Below are 15461 nucleotides of genomic sequence, written 5' to 3'. Positions count from 1 at the left end.
TCAGCGTCCGAGCTGCAGCTCGCGCTCGGCCTGGACCCAGTCCTCGTCATGGTGGCCGTGCTCCCCGCCGCGCGCGAGGAACAGCTCGTAGGCCCGGCGGGAGATCTGCTCCGCGGAGGGGCGACTACGGGTCGGGGCGGGAGCGGCCTGCACCGCGGGGGTCTCCTTCTTCGCGGGGGCGGCTTGCGCCACGGGGGCCACGTTCGTGATGGGCGTCGCGGCGGGGGGCGGGGCCTCCGGCTTCTTGGAGGAGGACTTGTTGGAGTTGTTCGTCTTGGCCTGTGCGCGTGCCATGGGAATCCTCGGGTCGAAAAACGGCTGCCGACAGCATTGGCAGCTCTTCGTGCGCGAGGCATCGATCCCTGGAACGATCGTCATCGATGCGACACGCTCGAGCCGTGCTTGTCGGCTAACCGACAGAGCGGCTCAGGCCGGGAGCACGCCGGCCTCGAGCGCGGCCTCGAGTGCCTTGTGCATGGCGGTGCTCATGCCGAGCGAGGAGGCTTCTTCGGGGGTGCACCAGCGCAGCTCGCGGAAGGCGGGAGCGCGCGTGGGGTGGTTCGAGCCCGTCACGCGCAACAGGCGGAGGGTGAGGCTGCGGTGGGTGAGCTGGCGGCGCACGGTGCCGAGCGCGGCCTCCACCCGCACCGGCGTGCCGAGCGCCTGGGTGAGCTTGCCAGCGGACTCCGAGTCGGGCGTGTCCGCTTCGATCTCCGCGGCGGGCAATTCCCACAAGCCACCGAAGAGTCCCTTCTCTTCTCTCCGGGCGAGCAGGAGTCGACCCTCGTGCGCCCAGACGGCCAGGGCGAGTGTCATCCGTTTGGGGGGGGCGCGCACCTTGGCCGGGGGCAGCTCGTTCACGCGGCCGTGACGCCAGGCGAGACAGTCCTCGCGCACGGGGCACAGGAGGCACAGTGGGTTGTCCGGCCGGCAGACGGTGGCGCCGTGTTCCATGAGGGCCTGGTTGAAGTCTCCGGGCCGCTCGGGGGAGACGAGCTCGGTGGCGAGCGCCCACAGCCGGGCCTCGCGCACGCGGTCTCCCGGGAGGCCCTCCACCTCGAAGAGGCGCGAGAAGACGCGGGCCACGTTGCCATCCACCAGGGGCGCGGGCTCGCCGAAGGCGATGGAGGCCACGGCCCCCGCGGTGTAGCGGCCAAAGCCTCTCAGGGTGAGCAGCTCGGCGGCGGTGGAGGGCAGCTTGCCGCCGTAGCGCGCCACCACGTCCTGGGCGGCCAGGTGCAGGTTGCGCGCGCGCGAGTAGTAGCCGAGCCCCCGCCACGCGGCGAGCACGTCCGGCAGCGGCGCGGTGGCGAGCGCCGCCACGGTGGGGAAGCGCTGGAGGAACCTCTCCCAGTAGGGGATGACGGTGGCCACCTGCGTCTGCTGCAGCATCACCTCGCTGAGCCAGATGGCGTAGGGATCGCGCGTGCGGCGCCAGGGCAGGTCGCGCTTCTGCCGGTCGTACCAGGCGAGCAGGCCCTCGCGCAGGGCTTCGCGGCGCAAGGGCTCGATGAGGAGTGGGGTGGGGGAGGGCGCGCGCTTGCGGGAGGGGCTCATGGGCGCCGGGCGGGATTGGCGATGCGGCGGGCCACGCGATCGAAGAGCCCGGGCACGAGCCGGTTGGCGAGCACCATGACGCGGCCGGGAAGGGTGAGCACCGTCTCGCGGCTGCCCCGGCGGCTGGCGCGCACGAGCGCTCGGGCGACGGTCTCCGCGCTCATGGCATTGAGGGGGATGGTGTCCTGGGCCCAGCCCTCGGCGTTGAGGCGCGCGTCGCGGAACTCCGTCTCGGTGAGACCCGGCGACACGAGCAGCACGCGGATGCCCTCGGTGGCGAGCTCGGCGCGCAGCGACTCGGTGAGCAGGTTCACCGCCGCCTTGGACGAGCCATAGCCGCCGAGCAGGGGCAGGCCACGGTGGCCCAGCACGGAGCTGACATTGATGACCTGCGAGCCGGGGGCGCGCCGGCGCAGCAGCGGCAGGGCGGCGCGGGTGACACGCACCAGGCCGAAGAAGTTCACCTCGAACACCTGGCGCAGCTGCGCCTCGCTGAAGCCCTCGACGGGGCCGTAGAGCCCGAGCCCCGCGTTGTTGACGAGGATGTCCAGCCCGCCGAAGGCCGTCTCCGTCTCGCGCACGAGACGGGCCACGTCCTCCTCACGGGTGATGTCGCAGCACACGGGGAGGGCTCGGACGCCGAGTGCTTCCGCCTCACGCGCGGTGTCGCGAAGGGCCGACTCACGACGCGCGGCGAGCACCAGGTGGGCGCTCTGGGCCGCGTAGACCCGGGCCACCGCCCGGCCGATGCCACTGGAGGCGCCGGTGATGAGGACCACCTTGCCTCGAAAGTCCTGGGTTGCCATGGGGCGCACCTTAACGACTCGTTGAAGGCGGAGAAGGACCTGCCGGGGTGTGCCTGCTCGCCTGTCCTTCTTCTTGGATCAGCGAGGCCTTGGTCTAGGATGCCCAGCGTCCATGCCGCGCGCGTCCTTCACCAACGACTTCTCCTGGTCCAAGAGCCGTCACGAGAAACTCCAGGAGTGCTCCCGGGCGTACTACCTCTATTACTACCGCTCCTGGGGTGGGTGGGAGGCGGGGGCGCCGCCGGAGGTGCGCGAGCTGTACCTGCTCAAGAAGCTGGGCAATCGTTACACGTGGGCGGGCAACATCGTGCACGACGCCCTCAAGGACGCGCTGCTCAACTGGCGCGCGGGGCTCCCGGTGGAGCCGGCGAAGGTGGAGGAGCGGGCGCTCTCGCGCATGCGTGAGGAGTTCCGCCTCTCGCGCGGCAAGGCGTACCGGACCCAGAAGGGCCGCAAGACGTTCAGCGGCCTGATGGAGCACGAGTACGACGAGCCCGTTGCGGACGAGGCCTGGAAGCAGAACGCGGAGACGGTGCGCTCGGCGATCGCCTGGTTCTTCCAGTCGCGCTGGCCGGCACTGGCGCGCTCGCTCAAGCCCGCGCAGTGGCTGGAGGTGGACGCGGGCGCGGACTTCTCCTCCTTCACGCTGGATGGGGTGAAGGTCTTCGCCATTCCGGACTTCGCCTACACGGACGCGGACGGCTTCACGGTGGTGGTGGACTGGAAGACGGGCAAGGCGCGCGAGGGGTACGACGAGCAGGTGCTGGGCTATGCGCTCTACGTGTCCCAGCGCTACCGGGTGCCGCTGGAGAAGGTGCGCGCCTCGCTCGTGTACCTCAACGATGGCCTGGAGCATCAGGTGCAGGTGGACCAGGACGCCATGGAGGGCTTCCGCACCCGCTTCACGCAGAGCGTGGCGCGCATGCGCTCGCTGCTGGCGGAGCCGGCCACCAACACGCCCAGGGAGGAGTCCGCCTTTCCCCAGGCGGAGGACGCCGCCACGTGTGCCCGGTGCGTCTTCCGCCGCCCCTGTGGACGCGAGGCGGCGGTGCGCGCGGCGTAGCGGGGCGGGGGCTTAACGGCCCACCGACAGCCGCCGTACGACCACGCCCGCCGCGTTCATGCCGAACACGGAGGTGACGAAGGCCACGCTGCCGTCGATCTGCGTACGGCGCTCGCAGGTGTGGAAGTCATTGTCGTTGGGGCACACGCAGGAAAAGCCGTCGTCCGCGTCGTAGCGCAGGGACAGCGGCTGGCGCCGCGTCTCGATGGAGTAGACGGCGGTGATGCCCGTGGGCCGGTCCGTGTTCACGCCGTACTTGCGCTTGAGCAGCTTGCGGATGTCCTTGGCGAACGGATCCATGTGCGTCTCGCACAGGTCCTCCACGCGGATGGCGGTGGGATCCAGGCGGCCCGCGGCGCCCATGGAGCTGACCACGGGGATGCCCAGGCTCACGCAGCGGTGGAGCAGGTGCAGCTTGGCCTTCACGTTGTCGATGGCGTCCACCACGTAGTCATAGCTGCCCGGGGAGAGGAGCTGATCGGCCAGCTCGTCCCGGTAGAACTCGCGCAGGGGCCGCACGTCGGCGTCGGGGTTGATCTCCTTGCAGCGCTGGGCCATCAGCTCCGCCTTGGGCTTGCCCACCGTCCTCACGGTGGCGTGCAGCTGCCGGTTGGAGTTGGTGACGCACACGGTGTCGAAGTCGACGAGGGTGAGCTGGCCCACGCCGCTGCGCACGATGCCCTCGGCGGCGTAGCTGCCCACGCCACCCAGGCCGAACACCACCACGCGAGCCTTGGACAGGCGCTCCATGGCCGGGTCCCCCAGCAGGCGGCCGGTGCGATCGAAGCGCCGGTGCAGCTTGAAGGGCTTGGGCTCGGGCGCCTCGGGCGGCACGGTGGGGGCGGGGAGGGTCTCGGGGGCAGGGGGCTGCGGTTCCATGGGGCCTCTATAGCGCGACCGCCTCCCTACAGCGAAGGGGTGGGGAAGGCTTCCCGGAAGAAGCGGCGGGCGTTCTCGGTCGTCCGCTGGGCGAGCACCTCCACCGGCTCGCCGAGCACGCGCGCCATGCCCTCGATGATCCGGGGCAGGTAGCCCGGCTCCGAGCGCTGCCCCCGGTGGGGGGTGGGGGCCTGGTCCGGGGCATCCGTCTCGACCATGAGCCGCTCGGGGGGAATCACCCGCAGGGCGTCCAGGGGCTTGCGCGCCTCGGCCCAGGTGACGGGGCCCGCGAACGAGAAGTGGCAGCCCTTCTGGATGTAGAAGCGCGCCAGGTCCACGCCGCCGCCGTAGCTGTGCATGAGGATGCCGGCCTCGGGCAGGGGCTCGTGCTTGAGCAGCTCGATGAGCGCGGGGTGGGCGCGAAAGCAGTGCATCAGCACGGGCAGCCCGTGCTTGCGCGCGAGCTCCAGGTGCCGCCGCAGCACCGTCACCTGCCGCTCCATCGGGGCACCCGCGGCCGAGGGCCCATCCAACCCGCACTCGCCCACGGCGATGGCGCCGCCGAGCCCGAGCAGTGCGTCCAGGCGCTCCAGGTGGACCTCGTCCTCCTCGGGCGGCAGGTGCGGCAGCATCTGCGGATGGATGCCGAGTCCTATCTGGAGGCGGGGTTCGCTGCGTGACATCTCCCGCAGGGGCTCCCAGTTCTCCGGGCCCACTCCGGGCACGAGGATGCCGTGCAGGCCGGCGGCCCAGGCCCGGGCGATGACTTCGCTCCGGTCCGGATCGAAACGTGACGCGTCGAGATGGCAGTGGGTGTCAATCATCGGAAAGGTCCGTGAGGCATCTGCCCGCTGGCGTTCACCCGCAGACAGCGGCTCGAAAGCCGAAGCCGGTTGCACCTGGCCACTACGCCAAGAGCACCTATCCATGCAGCGGTTTTTGAGAGGACTCGGAAATGGCCAAGCGATATGTCGTCGGTGCGCTCATGGGAGCGCTGATGCTGGTGGTGACAGGATGTCCGTCAGGAGATGACAACCCGGTACCTCCGCCCGGGGACGCGGGTACGCAGCAGCCCGATGACGCGGGTACGACGCCGCCGCCGGGCGACGCGGGTACACAGCAGCCAGACGATGGGGGCACGCAGCAGCCAGGCGACATGACGCTCAACGAGGGCGAGGCCTGCACCACCACCGCGAGCTGCATGGCGGGCCTGTACTGTGCCGAGAGCAAGTGCGCGCCGCTGCACATTGCGGTGACGGTCGGACCAGTGGGCTCGGCGCAGACTCCGTCCTATGCGGTGGTCGTGCCCTTCAACAAGGCCGTCTCGCCGACGCGGCTGAGCGAGGATTCCGCGACCACGAACAAGTTCCCCCGCTGGAATCCCGCGGGCTCGGCGGTGGCCTTCGTGGAGATCGCCGCCGACAACACCGTGTCGCTCGTCTCGCGTGGCATTCCCTTCTCGGCGGCCCAGGCGGCGACCCCGCTCGCCACCGGCGCCGCGGACGCGGCCAACACCACGGACTTCCGCTACATGGAGTGGGAGCCGTCCAGCACCATCGCCTGGAGCCAGTCCTCCGCCACCGCCACCACGGGCATCTGGACCTACGGCGGCTCGGGTCCCGCCGTGTCGACCACTCAAACGGGCGTCTTCCCCTCGTGGGCGTCCGATGGCGCCAGCTTCGTCTACAGCGCGAATGGCCTCGGCCTGTTGAAGCGGGTGCTGGGTGAGACCAGCAGCAGTTCGGTGTCCGGGGTCTCCACGACTGCCGAGCAGCCGTTGCACAACAAGGCCAATGGCGTCGTGCTGTACCTCGATGCCAAGGGTCAGGAGGAGGCGAGCATCCTCACTCCGTTGACCGGGCTCTACACCATCAACACCGCGGCGGCCGCTTCCACGCCGAACGAGATCGCGCTGGCACGTGACGAAGGTGCCGCGAGCGCCACCGGCCAGCTCAAGTCGTACATCGCCAACCACACCTGGGCGCCGGGTGGCACGCATGTCGCCTACGTCCGCGTGTTCTACTTCAAGCCTCTCGTGGGTGACGCCTACCTGTGCAGTGGCGCCAATTGCGGCGGACAGCAGGGCAACGTCGTCTACGTGCGGCGCATCGACCCGGCCACGGGGGCCCCGGCTGGCGACGAGCTGAAGTTCGCCGATGAAGCCACCCTCCCGTCCTTCTCTCCGGACGGGCAGTTCCTCGCCTACGTCTCGGGCGCGCAGCTCAAGGTGCAGAAGATCGATCCGGCGGCCACGACCGCCGAGACGATCAAGGTCGGCACGCTCATCAGCCACAACTGGAGTGGCGAGAATCATCGCGTGCTGAGCAACCGCGGCGACGACCACCGTCCGCGCTGGCAGCCCCGCTAGTTCTCCGCTTCCTCGCGGTGGACACTTCCGGCACCCGCGTCCTGGCGACCCCAGGGGGCGGGTGTCGTGTTTTGAAGGAGAACCTCCCTTGCCTCCGGGCTGCGGCCGGCGTACGCAGGCGGCCCCTTCGCCGCTTCACGGCCACTCATTCCGGGAGGTAGCTGAAATGAAACGTCATGCCGCGCTGTGTCTGCTGATGCTGTCGGGCTGCGCGACCGTCACGGCCTCGCGCTCCAACCAGGCCACGTGCATGTCGGGCAGTCCGGAGTCCCAGACGGGTGAAGGTGGCCAGCCCGGGCCGGTGCGTCTGGAGACGCCCGCGGGGACCTTCCTCGTCCATCCCAACAACGCCGAGGACTTCGGCAAGCTGCTCGCGGGTGAGCCCACCGAGCATCAGTACTTCTCCGTCACGGATCTGCCCTGAGGGGCGTCCGCCGGTCCGCCCTGGGGCGGGAGAGACTCAGCGCGACAGGACGATACGCCGCCCCAGCACCCGCTCCATCTGCGGCGAGGTGACGAGCTTGAGCACCTCGAGGCTGTCGCCCGCCGCCGTGTCGTAGGCCGCCGCGATGAGGTCTCCCAGCGTGAGTTTCGCGGCCGTCGCCTTGCGCTGTGCCGTGCGGCGCATCGTCGGCATGACTCGCCGTCCCTGCCGTTGAACCGCGCCGCGCTTCTGGGTCGTCGTCCTGGCCATGCTCCATCCTCCTTGCTTTGCCCCGTGTTCGATTCCCCGGGGGTCACAAGGTTTCATGCATGCCAGGTGCCAGGCCCTTGCCTACTGGCCACCCACGGGATTTCAAGGGTTTGGAGTCAACGATCGTCTCGTCCTGAGGGCGGGATTCCAAAATTCGTTCACCAATCCCATGGGAATGGCTCGTTTCGTCGAGTCTTTTCATCCACACCCCCGGGGTCCGTGGGGTAAGGCGGACCCATGAACGTCCAGGTGCTCTTCCACGACAACTGCTTCGACGGGGCCGCGAGCGCGGCGGTCTTCAGCCGGTTCTACCGGGAGCGCATCCGCGCCGACGTGCGCTTCAGCTACCGGGGGCTGTCCCATCAGGCGGGGGGAGCGGCCATCGATCCGGCGGTCTTCACGGGCGAGGAAAACGCCATCGTGGACTTCCGCTACAGCCAGGATGCCCGGCTCACCTGGTGGTTCGACCACCACGTCTCCGCCTTCCAGCAGCCGGGGGACGAGGCCCATTTCCGCGCCGACACCGGGGGCCGCAAGTTCCATGACGCGCACCGCAAGAGCTGCACCGTCTACCTGGCGGACGTGGCTCGCGAGCGCTTCGGGTGGGATCCCTCGCCCCTGAAGGAGCTGCTGCACTGGGCGGAGATCATCGATGGGGCGCAGTTTCCCACGCCCCAGATGGCGGTGGCGCTGGAGGAGCCGGCCCTGCGCATCATGACGGTGCTGGAGGCCACCAAGGACGCGGCGCTCATCCCCCAGGTCATCGAGCGGATGCAGACCGAGTCGCTCGCGGCCATCGCCGCCTCGCCGCTCATCGCCGGGCCGCTCGCGCCGCTGCTCGAGCGTCACCAGCGCCACATCGAGCTGGTGCGCGCGCGTGCCCGCTACGAGCGCGGCGTGGTGTCCTTCGATCTCGCGGACGACGGGGTGGACAGCCTCAACAAGTTCATCGCCTACGCCCTCTACCCCGAGGCCCGCTACACGCTGTGGGTGGGGCAGGGGGCCTCGCGCGCCAAGGTGTCGCTCGGCTCCAACCCCTGGCGCCCCGAGACGCGCACGCACGACCTGGCGGCCATCGCCTCGCGCTACGGCGGCGGAGGGCACCCCGTGGTGTCCGCCATCAGCTTCAAGCCCGCGGAACTGCCCCGCGCTCGCGCCGCCTTCCAGGAGATCCTCTCCGAGCTGTCCACTTGAGGGAGGGCGGGCGGCCGGGCGTGTGGGCCGCAGACCTCTTCCCGGGGTCGGGGCGATGCCGTAGCCTGCGCGTCCCCATGTCCTGGCGCGGTCCGCTCGCCCTCTGTCTCCTGCTCCTCGGTGCCTGTCAGCGGACGTCCGCTCCGGCGCCCTCGCCCGTGTCCGATGCGGGCGTGGTCGAGGCCCCCACCACCGCCGCGCCTGCTTCCTCGCTCGCCGAGCCCCTGCTTCCGTGCAAGGCGGACGGGGGGATGCCGCTCGACGCGGCCCTGGGCTACCTCGAGGGCGGCAAGTACGCCGAGGCCCTCTCCTGCGCCGCCCAGGCCTCCGCGCTGGATCCGGACGACGCCACGGCCCACGCCGCGAGGGGCAATGCCCTGGCGGCCCTCGAGCGCACCGCGGAGGCCCAGGTGGCCTATGCGCGAGCGCTGGCGCTCAATCCCGGCCATCTGGACGCCCTGCTCGGCGCGGCCCACCTGTATGCCGTCCAGCTTCCCTCCAGCCGGGAGTTCGACGAGCTGGGGGCGCTCTACGCCGAGCGGGGCCTGTCCCAGGTGGACGAGGTGCCGGAGATGCTTCCCCAGTTCGCGCTCGTGGCGGCCATGGCGCTCAACGACTTGGGGCAGGCCGGCGAGGCGCTCCAGCGCGCCCAGCTCGTGCTCGCGCGCGAGCCCCACCACCCCGAGGCCTCCTACGAGAAGGCCCTGGCCCTCTTCGAGTTGTGCCGCTTCCGCGAGGCGCGCACGGCCTTCACCGGCCTGTTGAATGATCCGGCGCACGGGGCGCACGCGCACTACCACCTCGGGCTGCTGCTGGAGCGCGAGGGCAAGTGGAAGCAGGCGCGCGAGCACTTCGACAAGGCGCGCGCGCTCGCTCCGCGCGACTTCCCCGATCCGCCCCTGCCCACCGAGGCCGAGTTCCGCGAGGAGGTGGCGCGCACGGTGGCGGCGCTGCCCAAGGACATGCGCGAGGACCTGGCTGGAGTCCCGGTGCGCGCCGAGGAGCTGCCCGCGGACGATGATCTGCTCTCGGGCGAGCCGCCCCTGTCGCCGGCGATTCTCGGCCTCTTTCGTGGCCCGCCCCTGAACGAGCCGTGTGATGGTACGGAAACGCCCTGCCGTTCGGTGGCGCTCTATCGACTCAACCTCGCCCGCGCGGTGCGCACTCGGGAGGAACTACGGGAACAAATCAAGGTGACGCTGCTTCACGAGGTGGGACACCTCCGGGGCGAGGACGACCAGGAGCTGGCCGCCCGGGGCCTGGAGTGACGCGCGACATGGCCCGCTCCCCGCTTCCCACCGTGCGCGTGAGCCTCAAGGGCGCCAAGACGCTGCGCCGGGGCTCTCCCTGGGTGTACCGCACCGAGCTGGTGGAGCTGCCCGACACGCAGGACAAGGGCGCGGTGGTGTCCGTGGTGGACCCGCAGGGCAACCCCGTGGGCCAGGCCTTCTACGCCCAGCACTCGCCGCTCGCGCTGCGGCTGCTCACGCGCAAGGGTCCCGCCGAGGAGAAGGTGGACGAGGCCTTCCTGCGCCACCGTCTGGAGCTGGCGCTCGCGCGGCGCGCGCCGCTCAAGGGCCGCGACGGCCTGCGCCTGGTGCACGGCGAGGCGGACCTGTTGCCCGGGCTCTTCGTGGACCGCTATGGCGCGGGCTTGTCGCTGCAGACGCTCTCCGAGGGCATGGACGCGCGCAAGGAGTGGGTGGCGCGCACCCTGGCCGAGCTCACCGGGGCGACGCACGTGGTGTGCCGCGACGACGCCAGCGGCCGGGACTTCGAGGGCCTGCCGCGCGAGGTGCGGCTGCTGCACGGCGAGGGCGAGGCGCGCTTCGGCTACCACGAGGGGGAGAACCTCTTCGAGGTGAACCTGCTCGGGGACATGAAGACGGGGGCCTTCCTGGATCAGGTGGACAACCACCTGCGCGCGGGCCAGCTCGCGCGGGGCGCGGCGCTCGACTTGTTCAGCTACCACGGCGGGTTCGCGCTGGCGCTCAGCCGCTCGTGTGACTCGGTGGTGGCGGTGGAGCAGGACGCGGGGGCCGCCGCGCGCGCGCGGGAGAACGTGGCGCGCAACGGGCGCACCAACGTCACCGTGGAGAACGCCAACGCCTTCGACGTGCTGCGCCGCTACTCCGAGTCCAGCCAGCGCTTCGACACGGTGGTGGTGGATCCTCCGGGGCTCGCCAAGCGGCGCGAGGGCCTGGCCACCGCGCTGCGCGCCTACCACGAGCTCAACCTGCGCGCGCTCAAGTGCCTGCGCCCCGAGGGGCTGCTCGTCACCTGCTCGTGCTCGGGCAAGCTCGGGCGCGAGGACTTCGAGGAGATGGTGCTCTCGGCCGCCGCGGATGCGAAGCGGCCGGTGCAGATCCTCGAGCGCCGGGGCGCGGGGTTGGATCACCCGGTGCTCGGGGGCCTCACGGAGACCGAGTACCTCAAGGTGCTCATCCTCCGCGTGCTGTGAGCGCCCCCGGGGAGGGGCCCGCGCTACAGGCCCATCTCCGCGCGCAGGCGCTTGACCTGCTTGAAGTACTCGGCGCGTGGGAAGGGGACGTTGAGGATGTGGAAGTCCTTCTTGGACAGGCCCACGCAGCCGAAGCAGTAGTTGCAGTCGGAGAGGTTGCGGCAGAGCACCAGGTAGGCGCTGTTGGTGCAGTTCTCGCTCTGCTGGCAGTAGGCGCAGTGGTGGCACTGCTTGCAGTCCACGCTGTGCGAGCAGTTGTGGCACAGCACGCACCGGGTGCAGTGCGTGCACTGGTAGCAGCTGTCGCAGTCGTGGCAGAACATGCAGTTGGCGCACCGCTCGCAGCCCTCGCAGGCGTAGGAGCCCGGGTTGCCGGGGTCCGCCGCCATCTGCCGGGTGAGCTGCTGGAACTGGTCCAGGAACTCGCGCTTGCCCAGTGCGGCCACCACCTCACGTGCCCGGGATTCCGCGAGCGCGTCTGGCACGCCTCCCCGCGACCCATTGTCCTTCACCACGGATGCTCCTTTCCTCGCGCGTCCTCGCCACCGGGGGAGGGCTCCAACCGGGCGAGCCCCCGGAGATCGATGTCATGCGCCACCCGGCGCACCTCCACTGTGCCCGGAAAACCTCGACTGCTCACCGCCACCACGTACCGGTTGCCCACCAACAGGCTCGCCTCCGCCAGGGTTCTCGCCGCGTCGTAGCGTACGAAGCCCACCGCTTCCTTGTCCTTCCAGAAGATGGGGGCGGTGGGATCATTCTGCTCCCGGTCCCTGGCCTCCTCGGCCGCGGCGAGGATGGCCTGCCCCAGCTTGTCCCCCAGCGAGGTGTCCACGATGCGCACCTTCACCTCGCGATCCTCTCCACGCGAGTAGCTGCGCTCGGCCTCGCTGACGGACACGTCGCCGTAGCGCCCCGTGGAGCCCGCGTCCCGGGCGCGTGGCAGTCCCTCCAGCTCCTCGGGCAGGAAGCGCTGGAGCGCTTCGAAGTGCACGCACGGAAAGGAGGCCGGGGCGTCCTCGGCCAGGCCGTCCGCGACTCCGGGTGTCGGCTTTCCACCGTTGGTGCAGGCGGGGCCCGACACGATCGCGAGCAGGAGCAGGGGGCGGAGGAGAGAATAGTCGCGCACGGGAGAATCAAAGGGTATCCCCGTTCCGCGCGCAATGGACCTCTCGAAGCTCAATGCCCCGCAGCGTGAAGCCGTGGTCACCACCGAGGGCCCCCTCCTGGTGCTGGCCGGAGCGGGAAGCGGGAAGACCCGCGTCATCACCCACCGCATCGTCCACCTGCTCGACAAGCGGCCCAATGGGCTGCTCGCCCGCAACATCCTCGCGGTGACCTTCACCAACAAGGCCGCCGCGGAGATGAAGGAGCGCCTGGTCCACATGGCCGGGCCCCGGGCGCAGAACGTGCTCGTGTGCACCTTCCATGCCTTCGGCGCGGAGATGCTGCGCGAGGACATCCACCGGCTGGGCTGGCCCAAGAAGTTCTCCATCGCGGACCAGGGAGACCAGGCGGCCATCATCAAGCGCGCCATGCGCGAGCGGCGCATCGATGATCGCACGTTCGATGCGCGCAAGGTGCTGGGCCTCATCTCCAAGGCGAAGAACGCGGGCAAGGTGCCCGAGCCGCTGGGGGAGGGGATGGGGGACGACTACGATCTCATCGCCCACATGGTCTACGAGGCGTACCAGCTCGGGCTCAAGGCCCAGGGCTCGGTGGACTTCGACGATCTGCTCATCCTGCCCTCGCGGCTGCTGCGCGAGCACGAGGATCTGCGCCAGAAGTACACCTCGCGCTTCCGCTACATCCTGGTGGACGAGTTCCAGGACACCAACCAGGCGCAGTTGGACCTGCTCAAGCTGCTGGTGAGCGGGGAGACGCGCAACGTGTGCGCGGTGGGCGACGACGACCAGTGCATCTACAGCTGGCGCGGCGCCGAGGTGCGCAACATCCTGAGCTACGACAAGTACTTCCCGGGCGGGAAGGAAGTGCGGCTCGAGCAGAACTACCGCTCCACGCAGGTGGTGCTGGACGCGGCCAACGCCGTCATCGCGCAGAACCCCGAGCGCAAGGCCAAGCAGATGTGGAGCGAGCGCAAGGGCGGCGCGCGCATCCAGGTGGTGACGGCGCCCACGGAGGAGGAAGAGGCGCGCTACGTGGCGCAGGAGATCTCCCGGCTCGTCGCCGGGGGCATTCCCCCGGATGAGATCGCCGTGCTCTACCGGGTCAACGGCCAGTCGCGTCCCGTCGAGGAGATGCTGCGCGAGAAGGGCCTACGCTACGAGGTGCTCTCGGGCAGCGAGTTCTTCGATCGGCGCGAGGTGAAGGACGTCGTCGCCTACTTCAAGCTCATCGCCAACCCGCGCGACGAGACGTCGCTCCTGCGCATCATCAACGTGCCGGCGCGAGGCATCGGCGACGTCACCATGGAGCGGCTGGTGGCTCACGCGCGACGCGACAGCGTGACGCTCTGGGGCGCCATGGAGCGCGCGGAGGGCTACGAGGATCTGCCCGCGGGCGCGGGAGCCAAGGTCACGGAGTTCATCAAGCTCGTCGAGCGCTACCGCGAGAGCTACGAGCACGGCAAGCTCGCCCAGGTGACGCGCCAGCTCCTGGAGGAGATCGGCTACCGGGACGACGCCAAGTCGCTGACGACCTCGCAGGCGGCGGCGGAGCGCAAGCTGCAGTCCATCGACTTCGTCCTCAACTCGCTCGAGGCCTTCGAGAAGCGCGAGGGCCCCAAGGCGAGCCTGCTCACCTACCTCAACCGGCTGAGCCTCGACACCCGCCAGGAAGAGGAGGAGGTGCCCGGCGCCAACAAGGCCATCACCCTGATGACCCTCCATGCCTCCAAGGGTCTGGAGTACCGGGTGGTCTTCTTCATCGGCATGGAGGAGGAGCTCATGCCCCACAAGGGCATGCAGGGCGAGGCCCAGAACCTCGAGGAGGAACGTCGGCTCTGCTACGTGGGCATCACCCGGGCCAAGGAGATGCTCTACCTCACGCGCTCCGCCATGCGCGTCAAGCGCGGCAAGGAGGTACCCCGCACCCCCTCGCGCTTCCTGGAGGACATCCCCGAGTCCCTCGTGGAGGTGGTGGATCTTGACGCACCGCGCAAGGGCCCGCCCACCGCCGAGGAGAAGAACTTCTTCGCCAACCTCAAGGAGCGCTTCAAGGCGCCGGGGGCGGGCGGGGGAGGGGCCCCTCGGCCGGCGTCTCCCGCGGGGGGGGCGCCGGGAGCGGGCGACCCTGCTCCGGGAACGGCGCGCGTGGTGCGCTGAAGCGCAGTGCGACCTTGACTTGCCCCCCCGCCCCCTCTAAGACGGTCGGCCTTTCCGGGCCCACCTGGAAGTACCCAGGGTCGACCCGCGGTTGCTTAGGCTCAGGCGCCCAAGAGGCGCCCACCCAAGTTTTGGAGTGCAAACAATGTCGCAGAGGACCTACAGCGCGAAGCCGGCGGACATCAAGCGCCAGTGGCACGTCATCGACGTGAACGACAAGGTGCTTGGCCGCGCGGCCAGCCAGATCGCTACCCTTCTCAAGGGCAAGCACAAGGCGATGTACACCCCGTCGATCGACACGGGTGATCATGTCATCGTGATCAACGCCGAGAAGGTGAAGGTCACGGGCACGAAGGAGCAGGACAAGATGTACTACCGGCACCCGCGTGCCGGTTTCCCGGGTGCCCTCAAGAGCACCAACCTCGCCAAGCTGCGGGCGCGCCACCCCGAGGACGTCATCATCAACGCCGTGCGCCGCATGCTGCCGCGCAACGCGCTGGGCCGTCAGATGATGACCAAGCTCAAGGTCTACGCCGGCAACACCCACCCGCACGCCGCCCAGCAGCCGGTCGCGCGCGAGGTCGAGGCGTAAGGGCTCCTTCCTTCCACACTTTTCCGCACCTTTAGAGAAGAGACGACATGGCTACCGCCACTGAGAAGGGTTTTTACGGTACGGGCCGCCGCAAGGAGGCCACCGCGCGCGTGTGGATCCGCCCGGGCACCGGCGTTGTGATCATCAACGGCCGCGACATCAACGTGTACTTCGGCCGCGAGACCTCCAAGATGGTGCTCAACCAGCCCCTGGACGTGCTCGAGCAGAAGGGCAAGATCGACATCGAGGTGAACGTGCGCGGCGGAGGTCTGAGTGGTCAGGCCGGCGCCATCCGTCACGGCCTCGCCCGCGCGCTGTGCAACTACAACCCGGACTTCCGTCCGCCGCTCAAGAAGGCCGGCTTCCTCACGCGTGATGCCCGCGCCGTCGAGCGCAAGAAGTACGGTCAGCCGGGCGCGCGTCGCCGGTTCCAGTTCTCCAAGCGCTAAGCCCTCGGGTTTCGCTGGAGTGCACGCGGCGGAGGTCCTCCTCGGAGGCCTCCGCCGTTGTCTTTGCGGGCCCGCCCGGCCGAGCAGTCGAGCCCGTGGGGGCGGGCGGGGCTC

General features: G+C 69.8%; 17 protein-coding genes. 9 read left to right on the top strand and 8 right to left on the bottom strand.

Going from position 1 to position 15461, the window contains the following annotated elements:
* The 3 genes from CYFUS_RS37105 to CYFUS_RS37095 all read right to left on the bottom strand — a co-directional run bounded on the left by CYFUS_RS37105 (position 1) and on the right by CYFUS_RS37095 (position 2363).
* A complete protein-coding gene (locus CYFUS_RS37105; RefSeq protein ID WP_095989498.1) occupies positions 1 to 294 on the bottom strand; it encodes a DUF2934 domain-containing protein in 294 nt (97 codons plus the stop codon).
* A 132-nt stretch (positions 295 to 426) separates the two neighbouring features.
* The gene (gene mutY / locus CYFUS_RS37100; protein WP_198316269.1) at positions 427 to 1557 is read right to left on the bottom strand and encodes an A/G-specific adenine glycosylase; all 1131 of its coding nucleotides are present in this window, start codon (positions 1555 to 1557) and stop codon (positions 427 to 429) included.
* Positions 1554 to 2363: an SDR family oxidoreductase gene (locus tag CYFUS_RS37095; protein WP_095989497.1), complete on the bottom strand. Its 810-nt coding sequence runs from the start codon at positions 2361 to 2363 to the stop codon at positions 1554 to 1556. The genes mutY and CYFUS_RS37095 overlap by 4 nt, the downstream gene beginning before the upstream one ends.
* Before the next feature lie 112 nt (positions 2364 to 2475).
* On the opposite strand from CYFUS_RS37095, the gene CYFUS_RS37090 reads away from it, so the two are divergent.
* Positions 2476 to 3426, top strand: coding sequence for a PD-(D/E)XK nuclease family protein (locus CYFUS_RS37090; protein ID WP_095989496.1), 951 nt, complete (start codon positions 2476 to 2478; stop codon positions 3424 to 3426).
* Positions 3427 to 3438: 12 nt separating this feature from the next.
* Here CYFUS_RS37090 and CYFUS_RS37085 read toward each other — a convergent pair whose 3' ends face one another.
* Entirely contained in the window at positions 3439 to 4305 is an 867-nt protein-coding gene (locus CYFUS_RS37085; protein ID WP_095989495.1) for a tRNA threonylcarbamoyladenosine dehydratase, read from the bottom strand.
* Positions 4306 to 4331: 26 nt separating this feature from the next.
* Positions 4332 to 5129 carry a TatD family hydrolase gene (locus CYFUS_RS37080; protein ID WP_095989494.1) on the bottom strand — a complete coding sequence of 266 codons (798 nt, stop codon included), beginning with the start codon at positions 5127 to 5129 and terminating at the stop codon, positions 4332 to 4334.
* Positions 5130 to 5260: 131 nt separating this feature from the next.
* Between CYFUS_RS37080 and CYFUS_RS37075 the strand changes: the two genes are divergently transcribed.
* Together CYFUS_RS37075 and CYFUS_RS37070 are read left to right on the top strand one after the other, a co-directional pair.
* Positions 5261 to 6673 (top strand): PD40 domain-containing protein, encoded by a 1413-nt coding sequence (locus tag CYFUS_RS37075; protein ID WP_157758876.1) that lies wholly within the window; start codon positions 5261 to 5263, stop codon positions 6671 to 6673.
* 166 nt (positions 6674 to 6839) lie between these two features.
* Positions 6840 to 7097: a hypothetical protein gene (locus tag CYFUS_RS37070; RefSeq protein ID WP_095989492.1), complete on the top strand. Its 258-nt coding sequence runs from the start codon at positions 6840 to 6842 to the stop codon at positions 7095 to 7097.
* Between the two features lie 36 nt (positions 7098 to 7133).
* On the opposite strand, the gene CYFUS_RS37065 is transcribed toward CYFUS_RS37070, so the two are convergent.
* Positions 7134 to 7367, bottom strand: a complete 234-nt coding sequence (locus CYFUS_RS37065) for a hypothetical protein (protein WP_095989491.1) — start codon at positions 7365 to 7367, stop codon at positions 7134 to 7136.
* A 237-nt stretch (positions 7368 to 7604) separates the two neighbouring features.
* Between CYFUS_RS37065 and CYFUS_RS37060 the strand changes: the two genes are divergently transcribed.
* The 3 genes from CYFUS_RS37060 (at position 7605) to CYFUS_RS37050 (ending at position 11022) form a co-directional block, all read left to right on the top strand.
* Complete coding sequence (locus CYFUS_RS37060; protein WP_095989490.1) at positions 7605 to 8561, top strand: hypothetical protein; 957 nt, start codon at positions 7605 to 7607, stop codon at positions 8559 to 8561.
* A 77-nt stretch (positions 8562 to 8638) separates the two neighbouring features.
* Entirely contained in the window at positions 8639 to 9829 is a 1191-nt protein-coding gene (locus CYFUS_RS37055; RefSeq protein WP_095989489.1) for a metallopeptidase family protein, read from the top strand.
* Between the two features lie 8 nt (positions 9830 to 9837).
* Positions 9838 to 11022 (top strand): class I SAM-dependent rRNA methyltransferase, encoded by a 1185-nt coding sequence (locus CYFUS_RS37050; protein ID WP_095992459.1) that lies wholly within the window; start codon positions 9838 to 9840, stop codon positions 11020 to 11022.
* A 23-nt stretch (positions 11023 to 11045) separates the two neighbouring features.
* Here the strand turns inward: CYFUS_RS37050 and CYFUS_RS37045 are convergent, their stop codons facing one another.
* Positions 11046 to 11537 (bottom strand): caib/baif family protein, encoded by a 492-nt coding sequence (locus tag CYFUS_RS37045; protein WP_198316268.1) that lies wholly within the window; start codon positions 11535 to 11537, stop codon positions 11046 to 11048.
* Positions 11531 to 12151, bottom strand: coding sequence for a hypothetical protein (locus tag CYFUS_RS37040; RefSeq protein ID WP_198316267.1), 621 nt, complete (start codon positions 12149 to 12151; stop codon positions 11531 to 11533). Before CYFUS_RS37040 ends, CYFUS_RS37045 begins: the two co-directional genes overlap by 7 nt.
* A gap of 34 nt (positions 12152 to 12185) precedes the next feature.
* Between CYFUS_RS37040 and CYFUS_RS37035 the strand changes: the two genes are divergently transcribed.
* From CYFUS_RS37035 to rpsI, 3 genes are all read left to right on the top strand, one after another.
* A complete protein-coding gene (locus CYFUS_RS37035; RefSeq protein WP_095989488.1) occupies positions 12186 to 14306 on the top strand; it encodes an ATP-dependent helicase in 2121 nt (706 codons plus the stop codon).
* Between the two features lie 145 nt (positions 14307 to 14451).
* Positions 14452 to 14898, top strand: a complete 447-nt coding sequence (gene rplM / locus CYFUS_RS37030; protein ID WP_095989487.1) for a 50S ribosomal protein L13 — start codon at positions 14452 to 14454, stop codon at positions 14896 to 14898.
* Between the two features lie 47 nt (positions 14899 to 14945).
* The gene (gene rpsI, locus CYFUS_RS37025; RefSeq protein WP_071897240.1) at positions 14946 to 15347 is read left to right on the top strand and encodes a 30S ribosomal protein S9; all 402 of its coding nucleotides are present in this window, start codon (positions 14946 to 14948) and stop codon (positions 15345 to 15347) included.
* The last annotated feature ends 114 nt before the right edge of the window (positions 15348 to 15461 follow it).

This window comes from Cystobacter fuscus (assembly GCF_002305875.1).
GTDB lineage: Bacteria > Myxococcota > Myxococcia > Myxococcales > Myxococcaceae > Cystobacter > Cystobacter fuscus_A.
The sequence above is the reverse complement of the archived record's forward strand: the minus strand, read 5'-3'. Positions and strand labels throughout refer to the sequence as shown.

Excerpts from the sequence above, each read along its gene's own strand:
- CYFUS_RS37050 (WP_095992459.1), top strand. The coding sequence starts at position 9,838 with ATGGCCCGCTCCCCGCTTCCCACCGTGCGCGTGAGCCTCAAGGGCGCC.
- CYFUS_RS37070 (WP_095989492.1), top strand. The coding sequence starts at position 6,840 with ATGAAACGTCATGCCGCGCTGTGTCTGCTGATGCTGTCGGGCTGCGCG.
- rplM (WP_095989487.1), top strand. The coding sequence starts at position 14,452 with ATGTCGCAGAGGACCTACAGCGCGAAGCCGGCGGACATCAAGCGCCAG.
- CYFUS_RS37055 (WP_095989489.1), top strand. The coding sequence starts at position 8,639 with ATGTCCTGGCGCGGTCCGCTCGCCCTCTGTCTCCTGCTCCTCGGTGCC.
- CYFUS_RS37095 (WP_095989497.1), bottom strand. The coding sequence starts at position 2,363 with ATGGCAACCCAGGACTTTCGAGGCAAGGTGGTCCTCATCACCGGCGCC.
- CYFUS_RS37085 (WP_095989495.1), bottom strand. The coding sequence starts at position 4,305 with ATGGAACCGCAGCCCCCTGCCCCCGAGACCCTCCCCGCCCCCACCGTG.
- CYFUS_RS37080 (WP_095989494.1), bottom strand. The coding sequence starts at position 5,129 with ATGATTGACACCCACTGCCATCTCGACGCGTCACGTTTCGATCCGGAC.
- CYFUS_RS37035 (WP_095989488.1), top strand. The coding sequence starts at position 12,186 with ATGGACCTCTCGAAGCTCAATGCCCCGCAGCGTGAAGCCGTGGTCACC.
- CYFUS_RS37105 (WP_095989498.1), bottom strand. The coding sequence starts at position 294 with ATGGCACGCGCACAGGCCAAGACGAACAACTCCAACAAGTCCTCCTCC.
- CYFUS_RS37065 (WP_095989491.1), bottom strand. The coding sequence starts at position 7,367 with ATGGCCAGGACGACGACCCAGAAGCGCGGCGCGGTTCAACGGCAGGGA.
- rpsI (WP_071897240.1), top strand. The coding sequence starts at position 14,946 with ATGGCTACCGCCACTGAGAAGGGTTTTTACGGTACGGGCCGCCGCAAG.
- CYFUS_RS37060 (WP_095989490.1), top strand. The coding sequence starts at position 7,605 with ATGAACGTCCAGGTGCTCTTCCACGACAACTGCTTCGACGGGGCCGCG.
- CYFUS_RS37090 (WP_095989496.1), top strand. The coding sequence starts at position 2,476 with ATGCCGCGCGCGTCCTTCACCAACGACTTCTCCTGGTCCAAGAGCCGT.
- mutY (WP_198316269.1), bottom strand. The coding sequence starts at position 1,557 with ATGAGCCCCTCCCGCAAGCGCGCGCCCTCCCCCACCCCACTCCTCATC.
- CYFUS_RS37075 (WP_157758876.1), top strand. The coding sequence starts at position 5,261 with ATGGCCAAGCGATATGTCGTCGGTGCGCTCATGGGAGCGCTGATGCTG.